The 16,336-nt window shown below is 70.9% G+C and carries 18 protein-coding genes; 7 read left to right on the top strand and 11 right to left on the bottom strand.

The features are described 5' to 3' along the window. Positions 1-2: 2 nt before the first annotated feature. Genes MTO99_RS14365 through MTO99_RS14375 form a run of 3 tightly spaced genes read left to right on the top strand, consistent with a single transcriptional unit; the run spans position 3 to position 1,475 of the window. Positions 3-356 (top strand): ArsR/SmtB family transcription factor, encoded by a 354-nt coding sequence (locus MTO99_RS14365; RefSeq protein ID WP_243554317.1) that lies wholly within the window; start codon positions 3-5, stop codon positions 354-356. After that, positions 349-858, top strand: coding sequence for an SRPBCC family protein (locus tag MTO99_RS14370; protein ID WP_243554318.1), 510 nt, complete (start codon positions 349-351; stop codon positions 856-858). The genes MTO99_RS14365 and MTO99_RS14370 overlap by 8 nt, the downstream gene beginning before the upstream one ends. Further along, complete coding sequence (locus MTO99_RS14375; protein WP_243554319.1) at positions 855-1,475, top strand: dihydrofolate reductase family protein; 621 nt, start codon at positions 855-857, stop codon at positions 1,473-1,475. Before MTO99_RS14370 ends, MTO99_RS14375 begins: the two co-directional genes overlap by 4 nt. Before the next feature lie 32 nt (positions 1,476-1,507). Here MTO99_RS14375 and MTO99_RS14380 read toward each other — a convergent pair whose 3' ends face one another. The 5 genes from MTO99_RS14380 to MTO99_RS14400 all read right to left on the bottom strand — a co-directional run bounded on the left by MTO99_RS14380 (position 1,508) and on the right by MTO99_RS14400 (position 6,564). Next, positions 1,508-2,881 (bottom strand): NAD(P)(+) transhydrogenase (Re/Si-specific) subunit beta, encoded by a 1,374-nt coding sequence (locus tag MTO99_RS14380; RefSeq protein ID WP_243554320.1) that lies wholly within the window; start codon positions 2,879-2,881, stop codon positions 1,508-1,510. Then, positions 2,878-3,240, bottom strand: coding sequence for an NAD(P) transhydrogenase subunit alpha part 2 (locus MTO99_RS14385; RefSeq protein ID WP_243554321.1), 363 nt, complete (start codon positions 3,238-3,240; stop codon positions 2,878-2,880). Before MTO99_RS14385 ends, MTO99_RS14380 begins: the two co-directional genes overlap by 4 nt. Next, on the bottom strand, positions 3,240-4,415 hold the full coding sequence (locus MTO99_RS14390) for a Re/Si-specific NAD(P)(+) transhydrogenase subunit alpha (protein WP_243554322.1): 1,176 nt from the start codon (positions 4,413-4,415) through the stop codon (positions 3,240-3,242). Before MTO99_RS14390 ends, MTO99_RS14385 begins: the two co-directional genes overlap by 1 nt. A gap of 221 nt (positions 4,416-4,636) precedes the next feature. Then, positions 4,637-6,190, bottom strand: coding sequence for an HAAS signaling domain-containing protein (locus MTO99_RS14395; protein ID WP_243554323.1), 1,554 nt, complete (start codon positions 6,188-6,190; stop codon positions 4,637-4,639). After that, the gene (locus MTO99_RS14400) at positions 6,187-6,564 is read right to left on the bottom strand and encodes a PadR family transcriptional regulator (protein ID WP_243554324.1); all 378 of its coding nucleotides are present in this window, start codon (positions 6,562-6,564) and stop codon (positions 6,187-6,189) included. The genes MTO99_RS14395 and MTO99_RS14400 overlap by 4 nt, the downstream gene beginning before the upstream one ends. 78 nt (positions 6,565-6,642) lie before the next feature. Here MTO99_RS14400 and MTO99_RS14405 point away from each other — a divergent pair, with 78 nt between their 5' ends. Next, positions 6,643-8,304 carry an MFS transporter gene (locus tag MTO99_RS14405; RefSeq protein ID WP_243554325.1) on the top strand — a complete coding sequence of 554 codons (1,662 nt, stop codon included), beginning with the start codon at positions 6,643-6,645 and terminating at the stop codon, positions 8,302-8,304. Positions 8,305-8,312: 8 nt separating this feature from the next. Here the strand turns inward: MTO99_RS14405 and MTO99_RS14410 are convergent, their stop codons facing one another. The 5 genes from MTO99_RS14410 to MTO99_RS14430 all read right to left on the bottom strand — a co-directional run bounded on the left by MTO99_RS14410 (position 8,313) and on the right by MTO99_RS14430 (position 12,071). Next, positions 8,313-8,693 carry a DUF2809 domain-containing protein gene (locus tag MTO99_RS14410; RefSeq protein ID WP_243554326.1) on the bottom strand — a complete coding sequence of 127 codons (381 nt, stop codon included), beginning with the start codon at positions 8,691-8,693 and terminating at the stop codon, positions 8,313-8,315. A 34-nt stretch (positions 8,694-8,727) separates the two neighbouring features. Then, positions 8,728-10,251, bottom strand: coding sequence for an MATE family efflux transporter (locus MTO99_RS14415; RefSeq protein ID WP_243554327.1), 1,524 nt, complete (start codon positions 10,249-10,251; stop codon positions 8,728-8,730). 143 nt (positions 10,252-10,394) lie between these two features. After that, entirely contained in the window at positions 10,395-10,619 is a 225-nt protein-coding gene (locus MTO99_RS14420) for a hypothetical protein (RefSeq protein WP_243554328.1), read from the bottom strand. Positions 10,620-10,641: 22 nt separating this feature from the next. Continuing rightward, the gene (locus tag MTO99_RS14425; protein WP_243554329.1) at positions 10,642-11,604 is read right to left on the bottom strand and encodes a hypothetical protein; all 963 of its coding nucleotides are present in this window, start codon (positions 11,602-11,604) and stop codon (positions 10,642-10,644) included. Between the two features lie 119 nt (positions 11,605-11,723). Further along, positions 11,724-12,071, bottom strand: a complete 348-nt coding sequence (locus MTO99_RS14430; protein WP_435520763.1) for an ArsR/SmtB family transcription factor — start codon at positions 12,069-12,071, stop codon at positions 11,724-11,726. An 87-nt stretch (positions 12,072-12,158) separates the two neighbouring features. Between MTO99_RS14430 and MTO99_RS14435 the strand changes: the two genes are divergently transcribed. Then, on the top strand, positions 12,159-13,508 hold the full coding sequence (locus MTO99_RS14435) for an NAD(P)-binding domain-containing protein (RefSeq protein WP_243554330.1): 1,350 nt from the start codon (positions 12,159-12,161) through the stop codon (positions 13,506-13,508). Between the two features lie 33 nt (positions 13,509-13,541). Next, positions 13,542-13,949: an arsenate reductase ArsC gene (locus MTO99_RS14440; protein ID WP_243554331.1), complete on the top strand. Its 408-nt coding sequence runs from the start codon at positions 13,542-13,544 to the stop codon at positions 13,947-13,949. A 123-nt stretch (positions 13,950-14,072) separates the two neighbouring features. On the opposite strand, the gene MTO99_RS14445 is transcribed toward MTO99_RS14440, so the two are convergent. Beyond that, complete coding sequence (locus tag MTO99_RS14445; RefSeq protein ID WP_243554332.1) at positions 14,073-15,086, bottom strand: helix-turn-helix transcriptional regulator; 1,014 nt, start codon at positions 15,084-15,086, stop codon at positions 14,073-14,075. Positions 15,087-15,101: 15 nt separating this feature from the next. Between MTO99_RS14445 and MTO99_RS14450 the strand changes: the two genes are divergently transcribed. Further along, complete coding sequence (locus MTO99_RS14450) at positions 15,102-16,298, top strand: epoxide hydrolase family protein (RefSeq protein ID WP_243554333.1); 1,197 nt, start codon at positions 15,102-15,104, stop codon at positions 16,296-16,298. The last annotated feature ends 38 nt before the right edge of the window (positions 16,299-16,336 follow it).

Raw genomic sequence — 16,336 nt, forward strand, 5'->3', positions numbered from 1 at the left:
CTATGGCACGAGCAGCGACGACCTCGGACGTCTTCAACGCGATCGCCGAGCCGCAGCGGCGCCACATCCTGGTGCTGCTGCAGACGGGCGAACGCCCGGTGACCGAGCTCGCCTCGGAGCTGGGGCTCTCCCAGCCGGGGGCGTCCAAGCACCTGCGGGTGCTGCGAGAGGTCGGGCTCGTCCAGGACCGCAAGGCGGGCAAGCAGCGCCTCTACGGCCTGGATGCGCGCGGGCTGCGAACGGTGCACGAGTGGACCGGCGGATTCGAGCGGTTCTGGAGCGAGAGCTTCGGCCGCCTCGACGCGTACGTGCAAGAACTCAAGCAGGCCACCACGACGGGAGACACCGATGCATGAGACCACCCCGGCACAGGCCGACCGACCGACGACGGCGGATCGCGAGCTCGTCGTCTCCCGGGTCGTCGACGCGCCCCGTGAGCTGGTGTTCGAGGCGTTCACCGCCGTGCGGCATCTCTCGCAGTGGTGGGGGCCCGATGGATTCACCACCACGACCAGCGACTTCGAGTTCCGCGTGGGCGGCGAGTGGCACTTCCGCATGCGCGGACCCGACGGCACCGACTACCCCGAGTGGATCAAGTGGACGCTGCTCAGCCCGCCCGAGCGGATCGAGTTCCGGCACGGCGAGTACCGCGACGACCCGAACTCGTTCGAGTCGGTCCTGACCTTCGAACCCGACGGGTCGGCGACCCGGGTGACGCTCCGCACCCTGTTCGCCACCGCACGCCAACGCGACGAAGCCGTCGAGAAGTACCACGCGATCGAGGGCGGGCAGCAGACCCTCGGCAACCTCGCCGAGTACGTCGCCGAGCTCGTCGCGAGCCGGAGGGCCGACCGATGACCGCGACCGTGTTCTTCAGCGTCTCGATGTCGCTCGACGGGTTCATCGCACCCGAAGCACCCGAAGACCTCATGGGGCCGCTGTGGATGGAGTTGCAGGCGTGGACCCTCTCGCTGCGGTTCACCCGCGAGAACCTCGGGTTCGGCGAGGGCGGCGAAGAGGGCCGCGACAACGACCTCGCTGCGGCGACGTTCGCCCGCACCGGCGCCAGCATCATGGGCAAGCGCATGTTCGATGCCGGCGAGCGGAGGTGGCCCGAGGACGCGCCGTTCCACACCCCGGTCTTCGTCGTGACGCACGAGCCGCGCGAACCGTGGACCCGGCCGGGCGGAACGACCTTCCACTTCGTCACCGACGGCATCGATTCCGCGCTCGATCGAGCCCGCGAGGCGGCCGGCGACCGCGACGTCCGCATCGCCGGCGGTGCCGACACGATCGTGCAGTACCTCAACGCCGGCCTGGTCGACGAGTTCTCGATCGCACTGTCGCCGGTCCTGTTCGGTTCGGGCATCCGCCTCTTCGAGCACGTCGATGCGGGGCGGGTCGCGCTGACCCGGACCAACGTGGAGGCATCGCCCAGGGCGACGCACCTGAGTTTCACGGTGCGACCGCGATAGCGACTCCCCGGTGCCGCCCGGGTGGGCGCCGGCTACAGCCCCTTCACCGCGGTGAGCACCTTCGCGAGCGACTCCTTCGCGTCGCCGAACAGCAGCGTGGTCTGCGGTTCGTACAGCAGGTCGTTCTCGATGCCGGCGAAGCCGGGCCGCATCGAGCGCTTGAGGAAGACCACCTGCTTCGCGTCGGCCGCCTCGAGGATCGGCATGCCGTAGATCGGCGACCCAGGGGTCGACTTCGCGGCGGGGTTCACGACGTCGTTCGCGCCGACGACCAGCGCGACATCCGCCTGTTTGAACTCGCTGTTGATCTCGCCCATCTCCTTCAGCGCCTCGTAGGGCACGTCGGCTTCGGCGAGCAGCACGTTCATGTGCCCGGGCATGCGGCCGGCGACCGGGTGGATCGCGAACGACACCTCGGTTCCGCGCGCCTCGAGCGCCTGCCGCAGCTCGGCGACGGTGTGCTGACCCTGCGCGACCGCGAGCCCGTACCCCGGCACGATGATGACCTTCTGCGCGTAGCCCAGCAGCACCGCGACGTCCTCGGCGTTCGACGAGCGCACCGGGCGGTCGCTCTCGGTCGTCGATCCGGCGGTCGACCCGCCCTTGAAGGCCCCGAACAGGATGCCCGCGACGCTGCGGCCCATCGCGTGGGCCATCGCGCGGGTGAGGATGGTTCCGGATGCTCCGACGAGCGTGCCTGCGATGATGAGCAGCACGTTGCCGAGCACGAACCCCGATGCGGCGACCGCGAGGCCGGTGAACGCGTTCAGCAGTGAGATGACGATGGGCACGTCGGCGCCGCCGACCGGCAGCACGAGCAGCACGCCGACCACCGCGCCGAGGCCGAGCACGACGACGGCCGCCCACGCCGGCCCGCCGGCGACGACCCAGGCGCCCGCCGCGACCGCCGCGGCGATCACGAGCCCCATCACGACCGGCAGCCCCGGGAAGAGGATGGCGCGCGCCGACATGATGCCCTGCAGCTTCAGGAACGTGATGATCGACCCGGCGAACGAGATCGCGCCGATCACCAGGGTGAGCACAATCGCGAGGCGGATCCACCAGTCGCCCGCATGGCCGAGTTCGAGCAGCGCGACGATCGCCGCCGCACCGCCGCCGACGCCGTTCAGCAGGGCGACGAGCTGCGGCATCTGCGTCATCTGCACGCGACGCGCGACGGGCCAGGCGATCGCCGTGCCGACGGCGATCGCGGCCAGGATCCAGGGGATGTTCTCGAGCCGGCTCGACAGGAACACGGTGACCACGGCGACGAGCGCACCGAAGGCGCCGATCAGGTTGCCGCGGCGCGCCGTCTTCGGCGACGACAGGCCTTTCAGGGCGAGGATGAAGCAGATCGCGGCGACGAGGTAGAGCAGCGCGCTCCAGGTCGGGTCGAGCACGCTCACTCGGCGGCTCCCTTCGGGGTCGTGGAGGTCGAGGCATCCGTTCGCTTCGACGGGCTCGGCGAGCTCGCTGAGCCTGTCGAAGCGCGGCGGCCCTTGAACATCTCGAGCATGCGGTCGGTGACGACGAAGCCGCCGACCAGGTTGGCGGTGGCGAGCACGACGGCCAGCAGCGCGAGGACGAGCACCCACGGGTCGGATGCCTGGCCGGCCACGATGATCGCGCCGACGAGCACGATGCCGTGGATCGCGTTGGTGCCGCTCATCAGGGGCGTGTGCAGCGTGCTCGACACCTTCGAGACGACCTCGAAGCCGACGAAGATCGCGAGCACGGTGATGGTGGCGAGGGCGATGGCGTCCATCAGGCGATCCCTTCCGTGGGGCGGGCTGCGACGGATGCCTCGGCGAGCGCCTGCGCGGTGGGCTGGTGCCGCACCTCGCCGGCGTGGGTGAGGCAGGCGCCGGCGACGACCTCGTCGTCGAAGTCGGGCGCGACGACGCCGTCGTGGGTGAGCAGTTCGATGAGGTTCGACACGTTCTTCGCGTAGAGCTTGGATGCATCGTGCGGCATGCGCGACGCGGCGTCCTTCATGCCGACGATCGTGACGTGCCCGTGCCCGCCCGCGACGGGCACCGGGACATCCGCCCCGGCGACCGCGCCCTCGACGTTGCCGCCGGTCTCGGCCGCGAGGTCGACGATGACCGAGCCGGGCTTCATCGCGGCGACCATCTCGGCCGTGACCAGCCGTGGGGCGGCCCGGCCCGGGATCGCGGCCGTCGTGATGAGCACATCGGCCTCGGCGACGTGCGGGGCGAGCAGGCGCCGCTGCAGCTCGGCGCGGTCTTCGCCGAGCTCCTTCGCGTAGCCGCCCGCCGCGTCGGCCGCGGCCAGGTCGAGGTCGATGAACGTGCCGCCCATCGAGCGCACCTCGTCGGCCGACGCGGCGCGCACGTCGTTCGCCGACACGCGAGCCCCGAGCCGCTTCGCGGTGCCGATCGCCTGGAGGCCGGCGACGCCCGCACCGAGCACGAGCACCTTCGCGGGCGGGATGGTGCCCGCGGCGGTCATGAACAGCGGGAAGAACCGCGGCAGCCGCATGGCCGCCTCGAGCACGCAGCGGTAGCCGCTGATCAGCGACTGGCTGGTCAGCGCGTCCATCGACTGCGCGCGCGAGATCCGCGGCACGAGCTCGAGGGCGAACGACGTCGTGGATGCCTCGGCGAGCGCCTGCACCGTCGCGAGCTCGCTCGCCGGCGAGCCGAGCCCGACGGTCACGGCACCGGCCCGCAGCTTCGCCGGCGTCTCGGGGTCGAGCGGGCGCACGTGCGCGAGCACATCGAGCTGGCCCAGGTCGAGCGTGTCGACGAGGGTCGCCCCCGCGTCGACGTACCCGCCGTCGGGGAACCCCGCGGCATCCCCGGCCCCGCGCTCGACGATCACCTCCAGCCCGATGCCGCGCAACTGCCGCACCGACTCGGGCGTGGCGGCCACCCGTAGCTCGCCCTCGCGTCGCTCCCTGGCGATGCCGACTTTCACGTGTACTCCTCACGACTGCGTTGTGCGTGGTGCGTCTCTGGGACGAGCGTAGGCACCCGCGCGTGCGAATCGCCATGATTCCCGGCGGTCGCCGGCGAAACTTCGCCGATTCCTTCACCGGACGGAACTCGAGCCGGAGCCGAGGAGTCGGCCGGCCTTCCTGAACGGCGAACCGTGGGCGCGGCGGAAGAAATGAGCGCGGGGGCGGGGGCGGAAGCGGGTCAGCGAGCGCGCGCCACGAGCAGGCGCACGGCGATCGCGAGCTGCACGGCGCCGACGATCGCCAGCACGACGGGCCACGCGCCGGTGATGGCCAGCGAGTCGGTCAGCGAGGGGTTCGGGTCGGAGCCGTAGTAGCGCCCGCCCGCGGTCGCCGCCGAGTCGACGACGAGCAGCGCGCCCAACCACAGCAGCGGCGCCGAGATCGTGGCGATCAACCGGTCGGCCGAGCCCCAGCGGCGCGATCGCAGCACCACGACCACCCCGACGAGCCAGAGCAACGACCCGGCGATCGCGAGCCAGGCCGCCACGATGGCGGAGCCCGCGACCTCGCCCGGGGCGGCCGGCTCGGCGGTGCGCAGCGCGAACACCGCGGCCACCGCGACCGCGCCGAACAGCATCCCGACCGCTGCGGCGATCGCCGCGGGCCATCCGTCGAGCGAATCGACCTGCTCGCGCGCCGACCGGAACCGCGCCGCCGCCCAGCCGACCGCGACGAGCACGAACGGCAGCACGAACCGCACGAGCGGGTCGAGCAGCGTGACGGGGTCGGGCAGCCCCGGGGCGAGATCGATGCAGACATCGCCCTGACACGCCCGCACCCCGGGAATGGCACCGATCACTCCGCTCAGCGTCACGGCGAGCACCGCGCCCGCCGCGCCGGTGGCGAGCACCCCCAGGATCCGCTCGGCCGTGCTCCAGCCGCGCGAGACGAGGAGCTCGGCGATTCCGATGACCAGCACGAGGGCGCCGATCCAACCGGTGACGGGCAGCGCGGCCCAGGAGTGCGACACCAGCGCAGGCACGGTCACGATGGCCGTCGCGACCGGCACCGCCGCGATCGCGAGCACCGCACCGGGCCAGCGATCGGCGACGCCGAGCACCCCGCCGCGCGGCGCGTCGTGTCGAGGCGCCCGCGGCACCTGCAGCACCCGCCGCCGGTCGTCGGCGCTGCGGCGCAACCGAAGCAGGAGCACGACGGCGATCACCGGCGGCGCCAGGACGAGGGCGGTCCACAGGTACCCGAATCCCGTCGTACGCAGCACCAGCAAGAAGAAGGCCACGGTCGCCGGGATCGCCACCGTCGCGAACACCTTGTCGCCCAGCCGCCAGCGCCGCGAGGTCCAGAGCAGTGCGAGGCCGACGAGGAAGGCCCAGAAGCCGGCCGAGATGACCGGGATCCCGATGAGCACGAGCGTGATCGCGACGCCCGCCGTCGAGTCGAGGAACCGGCTCGCGCCGTATGGCGCGCCAGCGGGTCTCGAGACGCTCCCTCCTTCGTCGGTCGCTCCTCGACCAGCGGAGGCGGCGGGGTCGCCTGCGGGCCGCTCGACCGCGGCCGCGATGACCGCCGGGTCGCCGAGGTCGCTGAGTGCGGCGTCGAGGTCGAACGAATCGCCGCGCTCCGCGGCATCCGCCCTGGCTTCGCGAAGGTGCTCACCGAGCTCGGCGACGATGCCGTCGGCCTGGGCCGGATCGACCGCGGCGACCTCGCGACGCACCTCCTCGAGGTAGGCGCGCTCGGTCACCTCGTCGTGCGAATGCGTCACCGTCATCCCTTCCCGTCCTGTTCTGCTCGCTCGTCGCGCTCGGGCGGCGAGGTCACCGCGAGCGCGGCCTCGACCGACCCCGACACGTCGCGCCAGGTCTGCTCGAATGCGACGACCGCATCGGCTCCCGCTGCGGTGAGCCGGTAGTAGCGTCGCGGCGGGCCGCTGGCCGACTCGGCCCAGCGCGTTTCGACCCAGCCCTGTTCGCGCAGCCGCGCGAGCAGCGGGTACAGCGACCCCTCGCCGGCGAGCAGGCCGAGTTCGGCGAGCCGGCGGGCGAGGTCTCGCCCGTACACGTCGCCGCCCCGAATCACGGCGAGCGCGCACCACTCGAGCACGCCCTTGCGGAGGTTCGTCTGCACGCGCTCCGCCGGATACATGCAACGCAAGGTACCAGAGCATGCAAGGTACAGGGAAGTGCGCGCCCGATCGATACGCTGACCTCGAGGGGGACCGCCGTGAACGCTGCAACTCCGACCGCCGCACGCACCTCGTGGCTGCCGCTCATCATCGTCGTCCTGACGCAGATCCAGGCGTCCTTCGCGGTGAACGCGCTGACCGTCTCGATGGCCGGCATCACGGGCGACCTCGGCATCCCCGCCACGAGCGTCGGCACCGCGATCACCGCGGGCACCTTCGCGATGGCCGCGTTCATCCTGCTCGGGGCGAAGGTCGGCTCCCGCTTCGGCAGCAAGGGCGTGTTCCAGATCGCGGTGATCATCCACGGTGCGGCGATGCTGGGCGTGGCCCTCGCACCGACGGGCACGGTGCTCTTCGTGTCTCAGGCGATCTCGGGCGCAGTCATCGCGCTCATCGCGCCCGCGCTGACGGTCTTCATCGCCACCAACTACCACGGCAAGCAGCAGGGCACCGCGATCGGCCTGCTCGCGGCCGCCATCCCGCTGGCCGGAGTGCTCGCCCTGCTGATCGCCGGCACCTTCGCCACCAGCATCGGCTGGCGCTGGTCGTTCATCCTCATGGTCGCCCTCGCCGTCGTGAACCTGCTGCTGAGCGTCACCATCAAGAAGGTTCCCGCCCAGCCGCTGCTCGCGATCGACTGGACCGGCGCCGGCCTCGCGGCGCTCGCGGTGATCCTGTTGAGCTTCGGCTTCAGCGGCCTGGAGCCGTGGGGCGTCGTGACTGCGACGGATGGCGCGCCGTTCGACGTCCTCGGGCTCTCGCCCGCCCCGATCCTCGTCGTGCTCGGCCTCGTCGTCGGGCAGATCTTCTTCGTCTGGATCCGCCGCCGTCAGAGCGAGAGCCGGGCCCGCATCTTCGACCTGCGCGTGCTGCAGACCCGGGGCGAACTCGCGATCACCGCGTGCATGGGCATCATGCTTTTCGTCGGCACCGCGGCGAACTTCATCATCCCGCTGTACATGCAGGTGGTGCAGGGGCTGACCGGCATCGAGACGAGCTTCTCGATCATCCCGTACACCATCTCCATCTTCATCGCCTCGAGCCTGGTCGCCGCCCTCTACGGCAGGTTCTCGCCGCGTCAGCTCGGCGCGGTCGGCTTCGTCGTCGTCGCCGGGTCGCTCACGCTGCTCGCGTTCACCATCCAGAACAGCTGGGGCCAGGCGTTCGTCGTGATCGGGCTGGTGCTGCTCGGTCTCGGTCAGGGATCGATCGTCGCCCTCGTGTTCAACACGCTGCTCTCGCGCGCACCGAAGCAGCTCGCCGGGGATGTGGGAGCCTGGCGCGGGCTCGTGCACAACATCTCGGGCAGCGTCGGCATCGCGGTGATCAGCGTCTTCGCGGTCAGCCTCCTCACCGGGCTCGTGCTCTCCGAGGTCGACGACCACCCCGAGCTCACCCCCGAGGTGGTGCAGCAGGTGAACCTCGACAACATCAACTTCGTCACCAACGAGCACCTCGAGGACGTGCTCGCGCAGACGGATGCCACGCCGCACGAGGTCGAGGCCGCCGTGCAGATCAACGAGGACGCCCGTCTGCGTGCCCTGCAGCTCTCGCTGCTCGCCCTCGCAGCGCTGTCGCTGCTCGCGATCGTGCCGGCCACGCGCATGCCCGACCAACTGCGCGACGAACTCCCCGAACAGCTCGAACCCGACGACCCCGACCGGATCGATCTCGACACCGACGCCGACGTGGAGGCGTGACCGGCACCTCAGCGTGCGAAGTGCGCCACCACCCAGACGACCAGCGCGCCGACGGCATACGCCGCGAGATCCCACGGATCGAATGCGCTGCCGAGCACCAGGTGAGCGCCCGGCACCACCGCTGAGATCGCCGCGGGCAGCGGCGTGAGCTGCAGCCCCTCGATCACCGCCGCCGCGGCGAAGGCGACGGCAGCCGGCACCCACGGCGGCGCGACCGGTGCGACCAGCAGCACCGCGAACCCGATCAGGGCCGCGTACAGCACACTGCCGAGCAGGTCGATCGCAGGGCTGCGGTCGACGAGCTGCAACGAGAGGCCGGCGGCGAGACATCCGATCACCGCCCCACCGGCGATCAGGCGGGTGCGCCGGGCGGCGCGGGCTCGAGGCATCCGGTCAGTCAACCATGCCGGGCGCGCGCGCCCGCTACTTGCGTGCGCGCCTGCGAAGGCGAACCGAACGGATGCCGCGACCGCCGCGACCCGGCGCGACCAGGTCGCTCGACACCACCGGGATCGCACCGGTGACCACCGCGTCGACTGCCATCGATCCGTCGACCGGACCGACCACCGGGATCGGCGTGGTCGGCGTGGCCGTGCGCAGCTCCACGCGCATCCGCGCGAGCCGTCGGTGCTCGCGCACGTACGCCGGGATGAGCAGCACCACCGCACCGAACCAGGCCAGCGGGTTGCTCCAGACCACCCCGACGAACCCGAAGATCGACCCCAGCACGACCGCCGCGCCCACGCGCATCACCAGTTCGATCACGCCCGTGACCGTCGGCACCATGGTGTGGCCGAGCCCCTGCAGCGCGCCGCGCAGCACGAACAGCACGCCGAGGGCGGTGTACGTGAGGCCATTGATGGTCAGCATCAGCGCCGCGTCCGCCACGACGGATTCGGCACCCGGCGCGTCGCCGACGAAGAGGCCGACCAGGTGCGAGCCGAACGCGATGAGCAGCGCGCCGAGCACGAGGGCGGCGGCGATCGACATCCAGGTCGCCTGCACGACGCCGCGACGGATGCGGTCCGGGCGACGGCCGCCGAGGTTCTGCGCGGTGAACATCGAGACGGCCAGCCCGAGCGACTGCAGCAGCGCGACGGCGAGCGAGTCGACCCGGGCGCCGGTCGTGTAGGCCGCGACCGCTCCGGCGCCCAGCCCGTTGAGGGCGACCTGCACGGTCAGCGTGCCGATCGCGATGATCGACGCCTGGAACCCCATCGGCAGGCCGACCCGGAGGTGCTCCGAGACCTCCGCCCGGGTCACCCGGAAGTCCGCCCGACGCACATGCAGCACCGGAACCCGGCGGCGCACGAACTCGAGGCACAGCAGGACGGACACGAGCTGCGCGACCACCGTCGCGAGCGCCGCGCCCGCGACGCCCCACTCGAGCACGCCGACCATCAGCAGCACGAGCGCGATGTTCAACCCGCACGCCACGGTGAGGAACACCAGCGGCGTGCGCGAGTCGCCGATCGCGCGGATGATCGCCGACAGGTAGTTGAAGAACATCATCGTGGATGCCCCGAGGAAGCTGACCTGGGTGAACACGGTCGCTTCGGAGAGCAGTTCGGGCGGCGTCTGCAACAGCTGCAGCGCCGGACCCGCGATGAGCGGCGCTCCGACGGTGAGCACGATGCTCATCGCGCCGGTGATCAGCGTGCCCGTGGCGACCGAGCGGCGCACCGCGTCGTGGTCGCGCGCGCCGAACGCCTGCGCGGTGGGGATCGCGAGACCCGAGGTCACGCCCCACGAGAAGCCGAGCAGCAGGAACAGCAGGCTGCCCGTCGCGCCGACCGCGGCGAGCGAGTCGACGCCGAGGTGCCGGCCGACCACGATCGCGTCGGCCACCTGGTACAGCTGCTGCACGACGTTGCCGAGCAGCAGGGGCACGGCGAAGACGAGGATGACCCGCCAGGGGGCGCCGGTGGTGAGGGAACGCGCGTGCACCGAGACATCCTATCGAATCGATTCGAGCCGTTCGAATCTCGGAACGCGTGCGACACGCGCCTCCGCTCGCCGGCGTCGGGCCGCGGCGACACGATCGACGACCAGTCCCAGCAGCAGCGCCATGCCGACGCCGAAGACCGCGCTCAGCAGCTGTTGTCGCCGATCACCGTCCCCACCGCCGCGACCAGGCCCAGCAGGAGCACCGCGGGCAGGCTGCCGGTCGATGCCGCCACCGCTGCAGCCGCGACGAGCACCGTCTCGCTCGGGATGGGCGGGAAGAAGCCGTCGAGGACGGCGGTCGCGAACATGATGAGCGGCAACCACGGCGACGCGGCGGCCTGGAGGATGAATTCGTTGATGACGTCCACCCCGGGGACGCCGAGACTCCCTTCACGACACTCCCGAACTGGTTGGCAAGTTCTCCATCACCGCTTTCTGCCGCTTCGGCGAGAGCGCCGTCTCCTTGAACACGGCGTCGGCGAACCTCCCCTGAATGGCACCCTGCTTCGGGGCCGGTATGCCGGGAAACGCCTGGAAGACCGATCGGATGTGCTGCCCGAGCACGTTCGCCCACCGGATCTGCGCGAACATGTCCCAGTTCTGGAGCGCGTCGATGTCGAATGTCATGCGCATCCCGGAGGCGAACGCCTTCGTGCGCTGCCCACCCGGGTCGGGGCCTCCCGACCGGAGTCCCGGCCACGCGGCGCGCATGGCCGCGATGCCCTCGCGTTCGTTCACCTCGCCGATGCCCTTCGCGCCGGACTTTCCGGCGATGTAGGTGTAGGGGATCAGGTTGCGGAACCGCATGACATCCACCATCAAGTCCTGCAGCACCTGGGTGTGGTAGACCGGGTGCAGTGCGGCGGCGCCCGTGATGTCGGGCTTCGACGTGATCGCGGCGTAGTCGGCGTCGAGCTTGCCCTTCGTCGGTGCGTCGGCGATGAGATACCCCGGCATGCTCTTCGCCCCCGCAAGCAACGCGAGCAGGGCGTTCAGGGCATCGGCGAAGTTCTTGCCGTCGACCGCATGGACGACCGCCCACTCGAAGAGCGCGAACGCGGTGCTGTGGGCGCCACCGGCGGTTCCCGCTCCTCGTTCGGTCTTCGAGCCCTCGATGCGGGGGCCCGCCGGCGGCGGCGTCTTGTCCCACCACACGTTCGCCGAGAGGCGCTGGACGGTGAACAGCGGCACGTTCGTCGACGATCCCGGCCGCCCCACCAGCTGCACGAACGCTGCTGCCGCAGCGTTCCCGGCCTGCCGCTGCAGGGAGAGCAGGGCATCGCGGGCGGGCTGCGGGCCGGACCGGTGTCGTTGATCCTGGTGGTGCGGGGGTCGCTCTGACGCTCGGTCCATGCACCCGTCCTCCTTCGCGCGAATCGCACGTCCTGTCGTCGGGTCAACCTCTCCAGCGTGGTGGTGGGGGCGACGCCTCGTCAACAGGCGATCGGAACGGCCGAGTCCGGCGTGGGTCGTCAGGTCGCGAGTGCGGTGGCGAGGCGCTCGAGTGCGCCCGGCACGAGCGCGTAGTACGCCCAGCTGCCCCGGCGGGTGCGGCTCAGGAATCCGGCGTCGGTGAGGATCTTGAGGTGATGCGAGACGGTCGGCTGCGAGAGACCGGTGGGCTCGGTGAGATCGCAGACGCACGCTTCGTGCCCCTCGCTCGCGGCCACGATCGAGATGAGCAGCACGCGCGTCGGGTCGCCGAGCGCTTTGAAGAGCGTCGCGGTCTTCGCCGCCTCCTCGAGCGAGATCGGCGCGCTCGTCATGGGGGCGCAGCAGGCATCCGGTTGGATGACGGGCAGCTCGATGACGTCGTTCACGCACGTCAGCCTACGCCATATTGACATTCTTCGATATGGCGTGGATGCTTGGCTGCATCGATGCTCTTCGATGCCAAGGAGGCACCTGTGACCCTCGTCGACCTGACGATCCCGTCTACCCGCACCGACCGCCTCGACGGGCTCCCGGTTGCGATCGTGGGCGCCGGGCCGATCGGGCTCGCAGCGGCCGCGCACCTCGCGGAACGAGGCATCCCGTTCGAGGTCTCCGAGGCCGGCGACACCATCGCCGACTCGATCAACCGGTGGGGCCACACCCGACTGTTCTCACCGTGGCGGCACCTCGTCGACCCGGCCGCCCGACGTCTGCTCGAGGCATCCGGCTGGCAGCATCCGCGCGAAGACGGACTGCCGACCGGTGCCGAACTCGTCGAGGAGTACCTACGACCCCTCGCCGCGCTCCCGCAGATCGCGCCGCACCTCGTCACCGGCGCCGAGGTGACCGCCATCAGCCGAGACGGCGCCGACCGCACCCGCACATCCGGGCGGGAGGCGACCCCGTTCGTGCTCCGCATCGCCGGACGCGATGGCGTGCGCGACGTTCGGGCCCGCGCGGTGATCGACGCCTCCGGCACCTACCGCACGCCGAACTCCCTCGCGTCGTCGGGCCTCGACCCGCTCGGTGCCGACGACGTCCGCGACCTGGTCACCCACGCCCTGCCCGATGTGCTCGGCCGTGATCGCGGCCGCTTCGCCGGCAAGCACACCATCGTCGTCGGTGCCGGCCACTCGGCCGCGAACACGCTGCTCAAGCTCGCCGAGCTCGCCGACACCGTGCCCGGCACCACGGCGACCTGGGTCATCCGCAACAGCTCCGCGATTCGGGTGAGTTCGTCGGCCGAAGACGAGCTGCCCGCCCGCGCGTCGATCGGCGGGCGCGTCGACTCCCTCGTCACGCAAGGGCGCATCCGGCTCGTCGACCGGTTCGAGACGGTACGACTCCGGCGTGACGACGATCGGGTCACGCTCATCGGGCAACGAGCCGGCGCCCTGGAAGAGCTCACGGCCGACGTCATCGTGAACGCCACCGGATTCCGGCCCGACCTCGGCATGCTGCGCGAGATCCGGCTCGACCTGGACGACATCGTCGAGGCACCGCGGCGGCTCGCCCCGCTCATCGACCCGAACGTGCACAGCTGCGGCACCGTGCAACCGCACGGCTTCGCCGAGCTCGCACATCCCGAGCAGAACTTCTTCATCGCCGGAATGAAATCTTACGGTCGCGCCCCGACCTTCCTGCTGGCGACCGGTTACGAACAGGTGCGCTCGATCGTCGCCCACCTCGCCGGCGACGTCGCTGCCGCGTCGAACGTCGAACTCGTCCTGCCCGCGACGGGCGTCTGCTCGTCGAGCCTCACCGACACCGCCGCCTCGGCGTCGTCGTGCTGCGGCCCCGCGTCGCCGTCGAGCTGCGCGTAGGTCGCGTTCACCTCGATCGGAGAGCATGAGCACATGAGCACCCGACCCACCGTCCTGTTCGTCTGCGTCCACAACGCCGGCCGATCGCAGATCGCCGCCGGCTTCGCCCGCGCCCTCTCGGGCGGCGCCGTCACCGTGCTGTCGGGCGGCTCCGAGCCGAGCGCCGCGATCAACCCCGTCGCCGTCGAAGCGATGCGCGAACTCGGCATCGACATCAGCGAAGCGGTGCCGCAGCTGCTGCAGACCGACGACGTGCGCGCCGCGGACGCCGTCATCACCATGGGCTGCGGCGACGCGTGCCCGATCTTCCCCGGCAAGCGCTACGAGGACTGGGAGCTCGAGGACCCCGCCGGGAAGGACCTCGACACCGTCCGCCGCGTGCGCGACGACATCAAGCAGCGGGTCGAGCGACTGCTCGGCGAGCTGGGCGTCGGCGCCTGAGACCCGTCGGGGCCGATCGATCAGAGCGTTCATGTCACCGGCAGGAGGTACCGCGCACCCCGTTTCGCGCCATGCAGTTCGAACACGGAACCTGAACGGCGGTGTGGGCTCCACGCGAAGCGGCTACGGGGAAAACTGTCGATCGGTGCTCGCTGCGGCGTATCGCCGGGCGAGCGTCTGAATCGCCTCGGTCAGTTCGGTGGGGCCGTCGACGGTGAAGTCCTCGTCGAGCAGGGCGAGGTACACCGCGACGGTCATGGGATGGTCGGCGCCGGTGATCAAGACGCAGCGCGCGTCGTCGATCGCCTCGACGAGGCCGACCGAGGGATCGATCTTCTCGGCGACGATGGTCGCCGGCGCGTGCACGAGTACGCGGGCTCTGAACCGCCACCCCGCCGAGGCGACGCCGCGCAGCACATAGGCCGCGACGTCGTCGGCGGGCAGGGCGCGGGGCTCGAACCGTCGCCGGGTCGGCTGGCGCAAGAGCATGCGGTCGACGCGGAAGCTGCGCCAGTCGTCGCGCTCGAGGTCGAATGCCACGAGGTACCAGCGGCGACCCCAGCTGACGAGCCGGTACGGCTCGACTCTTCGAAGCGAGGCCTCACCTTGGAACGGCGTGTACTCGAACCTCAGCCATTCGGCGCGCTGCACCGCCTGGGCGATCGCGGCGAGCGTCGGGGCCTCGACGCTCGGCCCACGGTCTCGGGTCTGCGGCGCCGTCGCCGCGGCCATCGCGTTCACCTGCTCGGCCAGCTGGCGAGGCAGCACGTGCTCGAGCTTCGCGAGCGCCCGCGCCGCGCTCGCATCGATGTCGGCGACGGCGTTCGAGGTGACCTGGTGCAGCGCGATGGCGACGGCGATGCCCTCGTCGTCGTCGAGCATCAACGGCGGCAGGTCGGTGGCGCGGTCGAGGCGGTAGCCGCCCGCCCGTCCGCTGGTGGCGTCGATGACGTAGCCGAGCTCGCGCAGGCGCCCGATATCCGAGCGGATCGTGCGGGTCGAGACATCCATTCGGGCTGCGAGTTCGGAGGCCGACCAGTCGGGTCGCTGCCGGAGCAGCGCGAGCACCTGCAGCACCCGTGTCGCGGTCTGTTTCACGGATGCCTCGATTCGCGGAAGCTCTTCTTCCGCATTCATTTCTACCGTAAGGGCATGACGAACAGCGAGGCGATCACCGCCATCCACCAGACCACCTTCCCGACCACCGAGGTGAGCGACGAGCAGATCCGCCCGTTCACGTTCTCGATCCCCGCCGCGGATCTCGACGACCTGCGTGACCGTCTCGCCCGCACGAGGTATACGACCGAGGTTCCGGGCGGCGACCCGGCGTACGGCGCGAGCCTCACCAAGGTGCGCGAGATGGCCGAGTACTGGCGTGACGAGTTCGACTGGCGCGCCGTCGAGGCGCGACTCGCCGCGTTCCCGCACTTCACGACGACGATCGACGGGCAGCCGATCCACTTCCTGCACGTGCGCTCGGCCGAGCCGAATGCGTTCCCGATCGTGCTCACGCACGGCTGGCCGGGATCGTTCGCCGAGTTCGCCGACATGATCGGCCCGCTCGTCGACCCGGTCGCGTACGGCGGCCGCGCTGAGGACGCCTTCCACGTGGTGGTGCCGAGCTTCCCGGGCTACGCCTTCAGCGGGCCGGTCACCGAGGCCGGCTGGGGGTCGGCCAGGGTCGCGGCGGCGTGGGACACGCTCATGAAGCGACTCGGCTACGCGCGGTACGGCGCGCACGGCGGTGACGGCGGATCGTTCGTCGGTCGGGAACTCGGAATCCTCGCGCCCGATGGGCTCGTCGGCACCCACGTGCTGCAACTGTTCTCCTTTCCGAGCGGCGACCCCGCCGAGTTCGAGCAGCTCGGCCCGAAGGACTTCGAGGCGCTCGAGATCCTGAAGGACTTCGGCGAGATCTCGGCGTTCTCGGCGCTGCAGTCGACCAGGCCGCAGACGCTCGCGCACGCTCTCGCCGACTCTCCGGTGGGTCAGCTGGCCTGGAACGAACTGATGGCGACGTTCGACCGGCCGACCGAACTCACCCGCGACCAGATCCTCACCCACGTCTCGCTGTACTGGTTCACCAACACCGCGGGTTCGTCGGCGCGCCAGTACAAGGAGGATGCGCGGTTCAACGCCGGCGAGGGCGTCGGCGCGCGCATCAACCACGCGCCGACCCGGGTCTCCATCTTCAAGAACGACTTCCGGTCGATCCGCGTGTTCGCCGAGCGCGACAACGATCAGATCGTGTTCTGGAAGGAGCACGAGGTCGGCGGCCACTTCGCCGCGATGGAGGTGCCCGAGGTGCTCGTCGGCGACCTGCGCGAGTTCTTCCGCCCCCTGCGGTGACCTGATGTCACGGCACGGCCGTACCCTCGAGTGCGGCC

Source organism: Agromyces larvae (assembly GCF_022811705.1).
GTDB classification, from domain to species: Bacteria; Actinomycetota; Actinomycetes; order Actinomycetales; family Microbacteriaceae; genus Agromyces; species Agromyces larvae.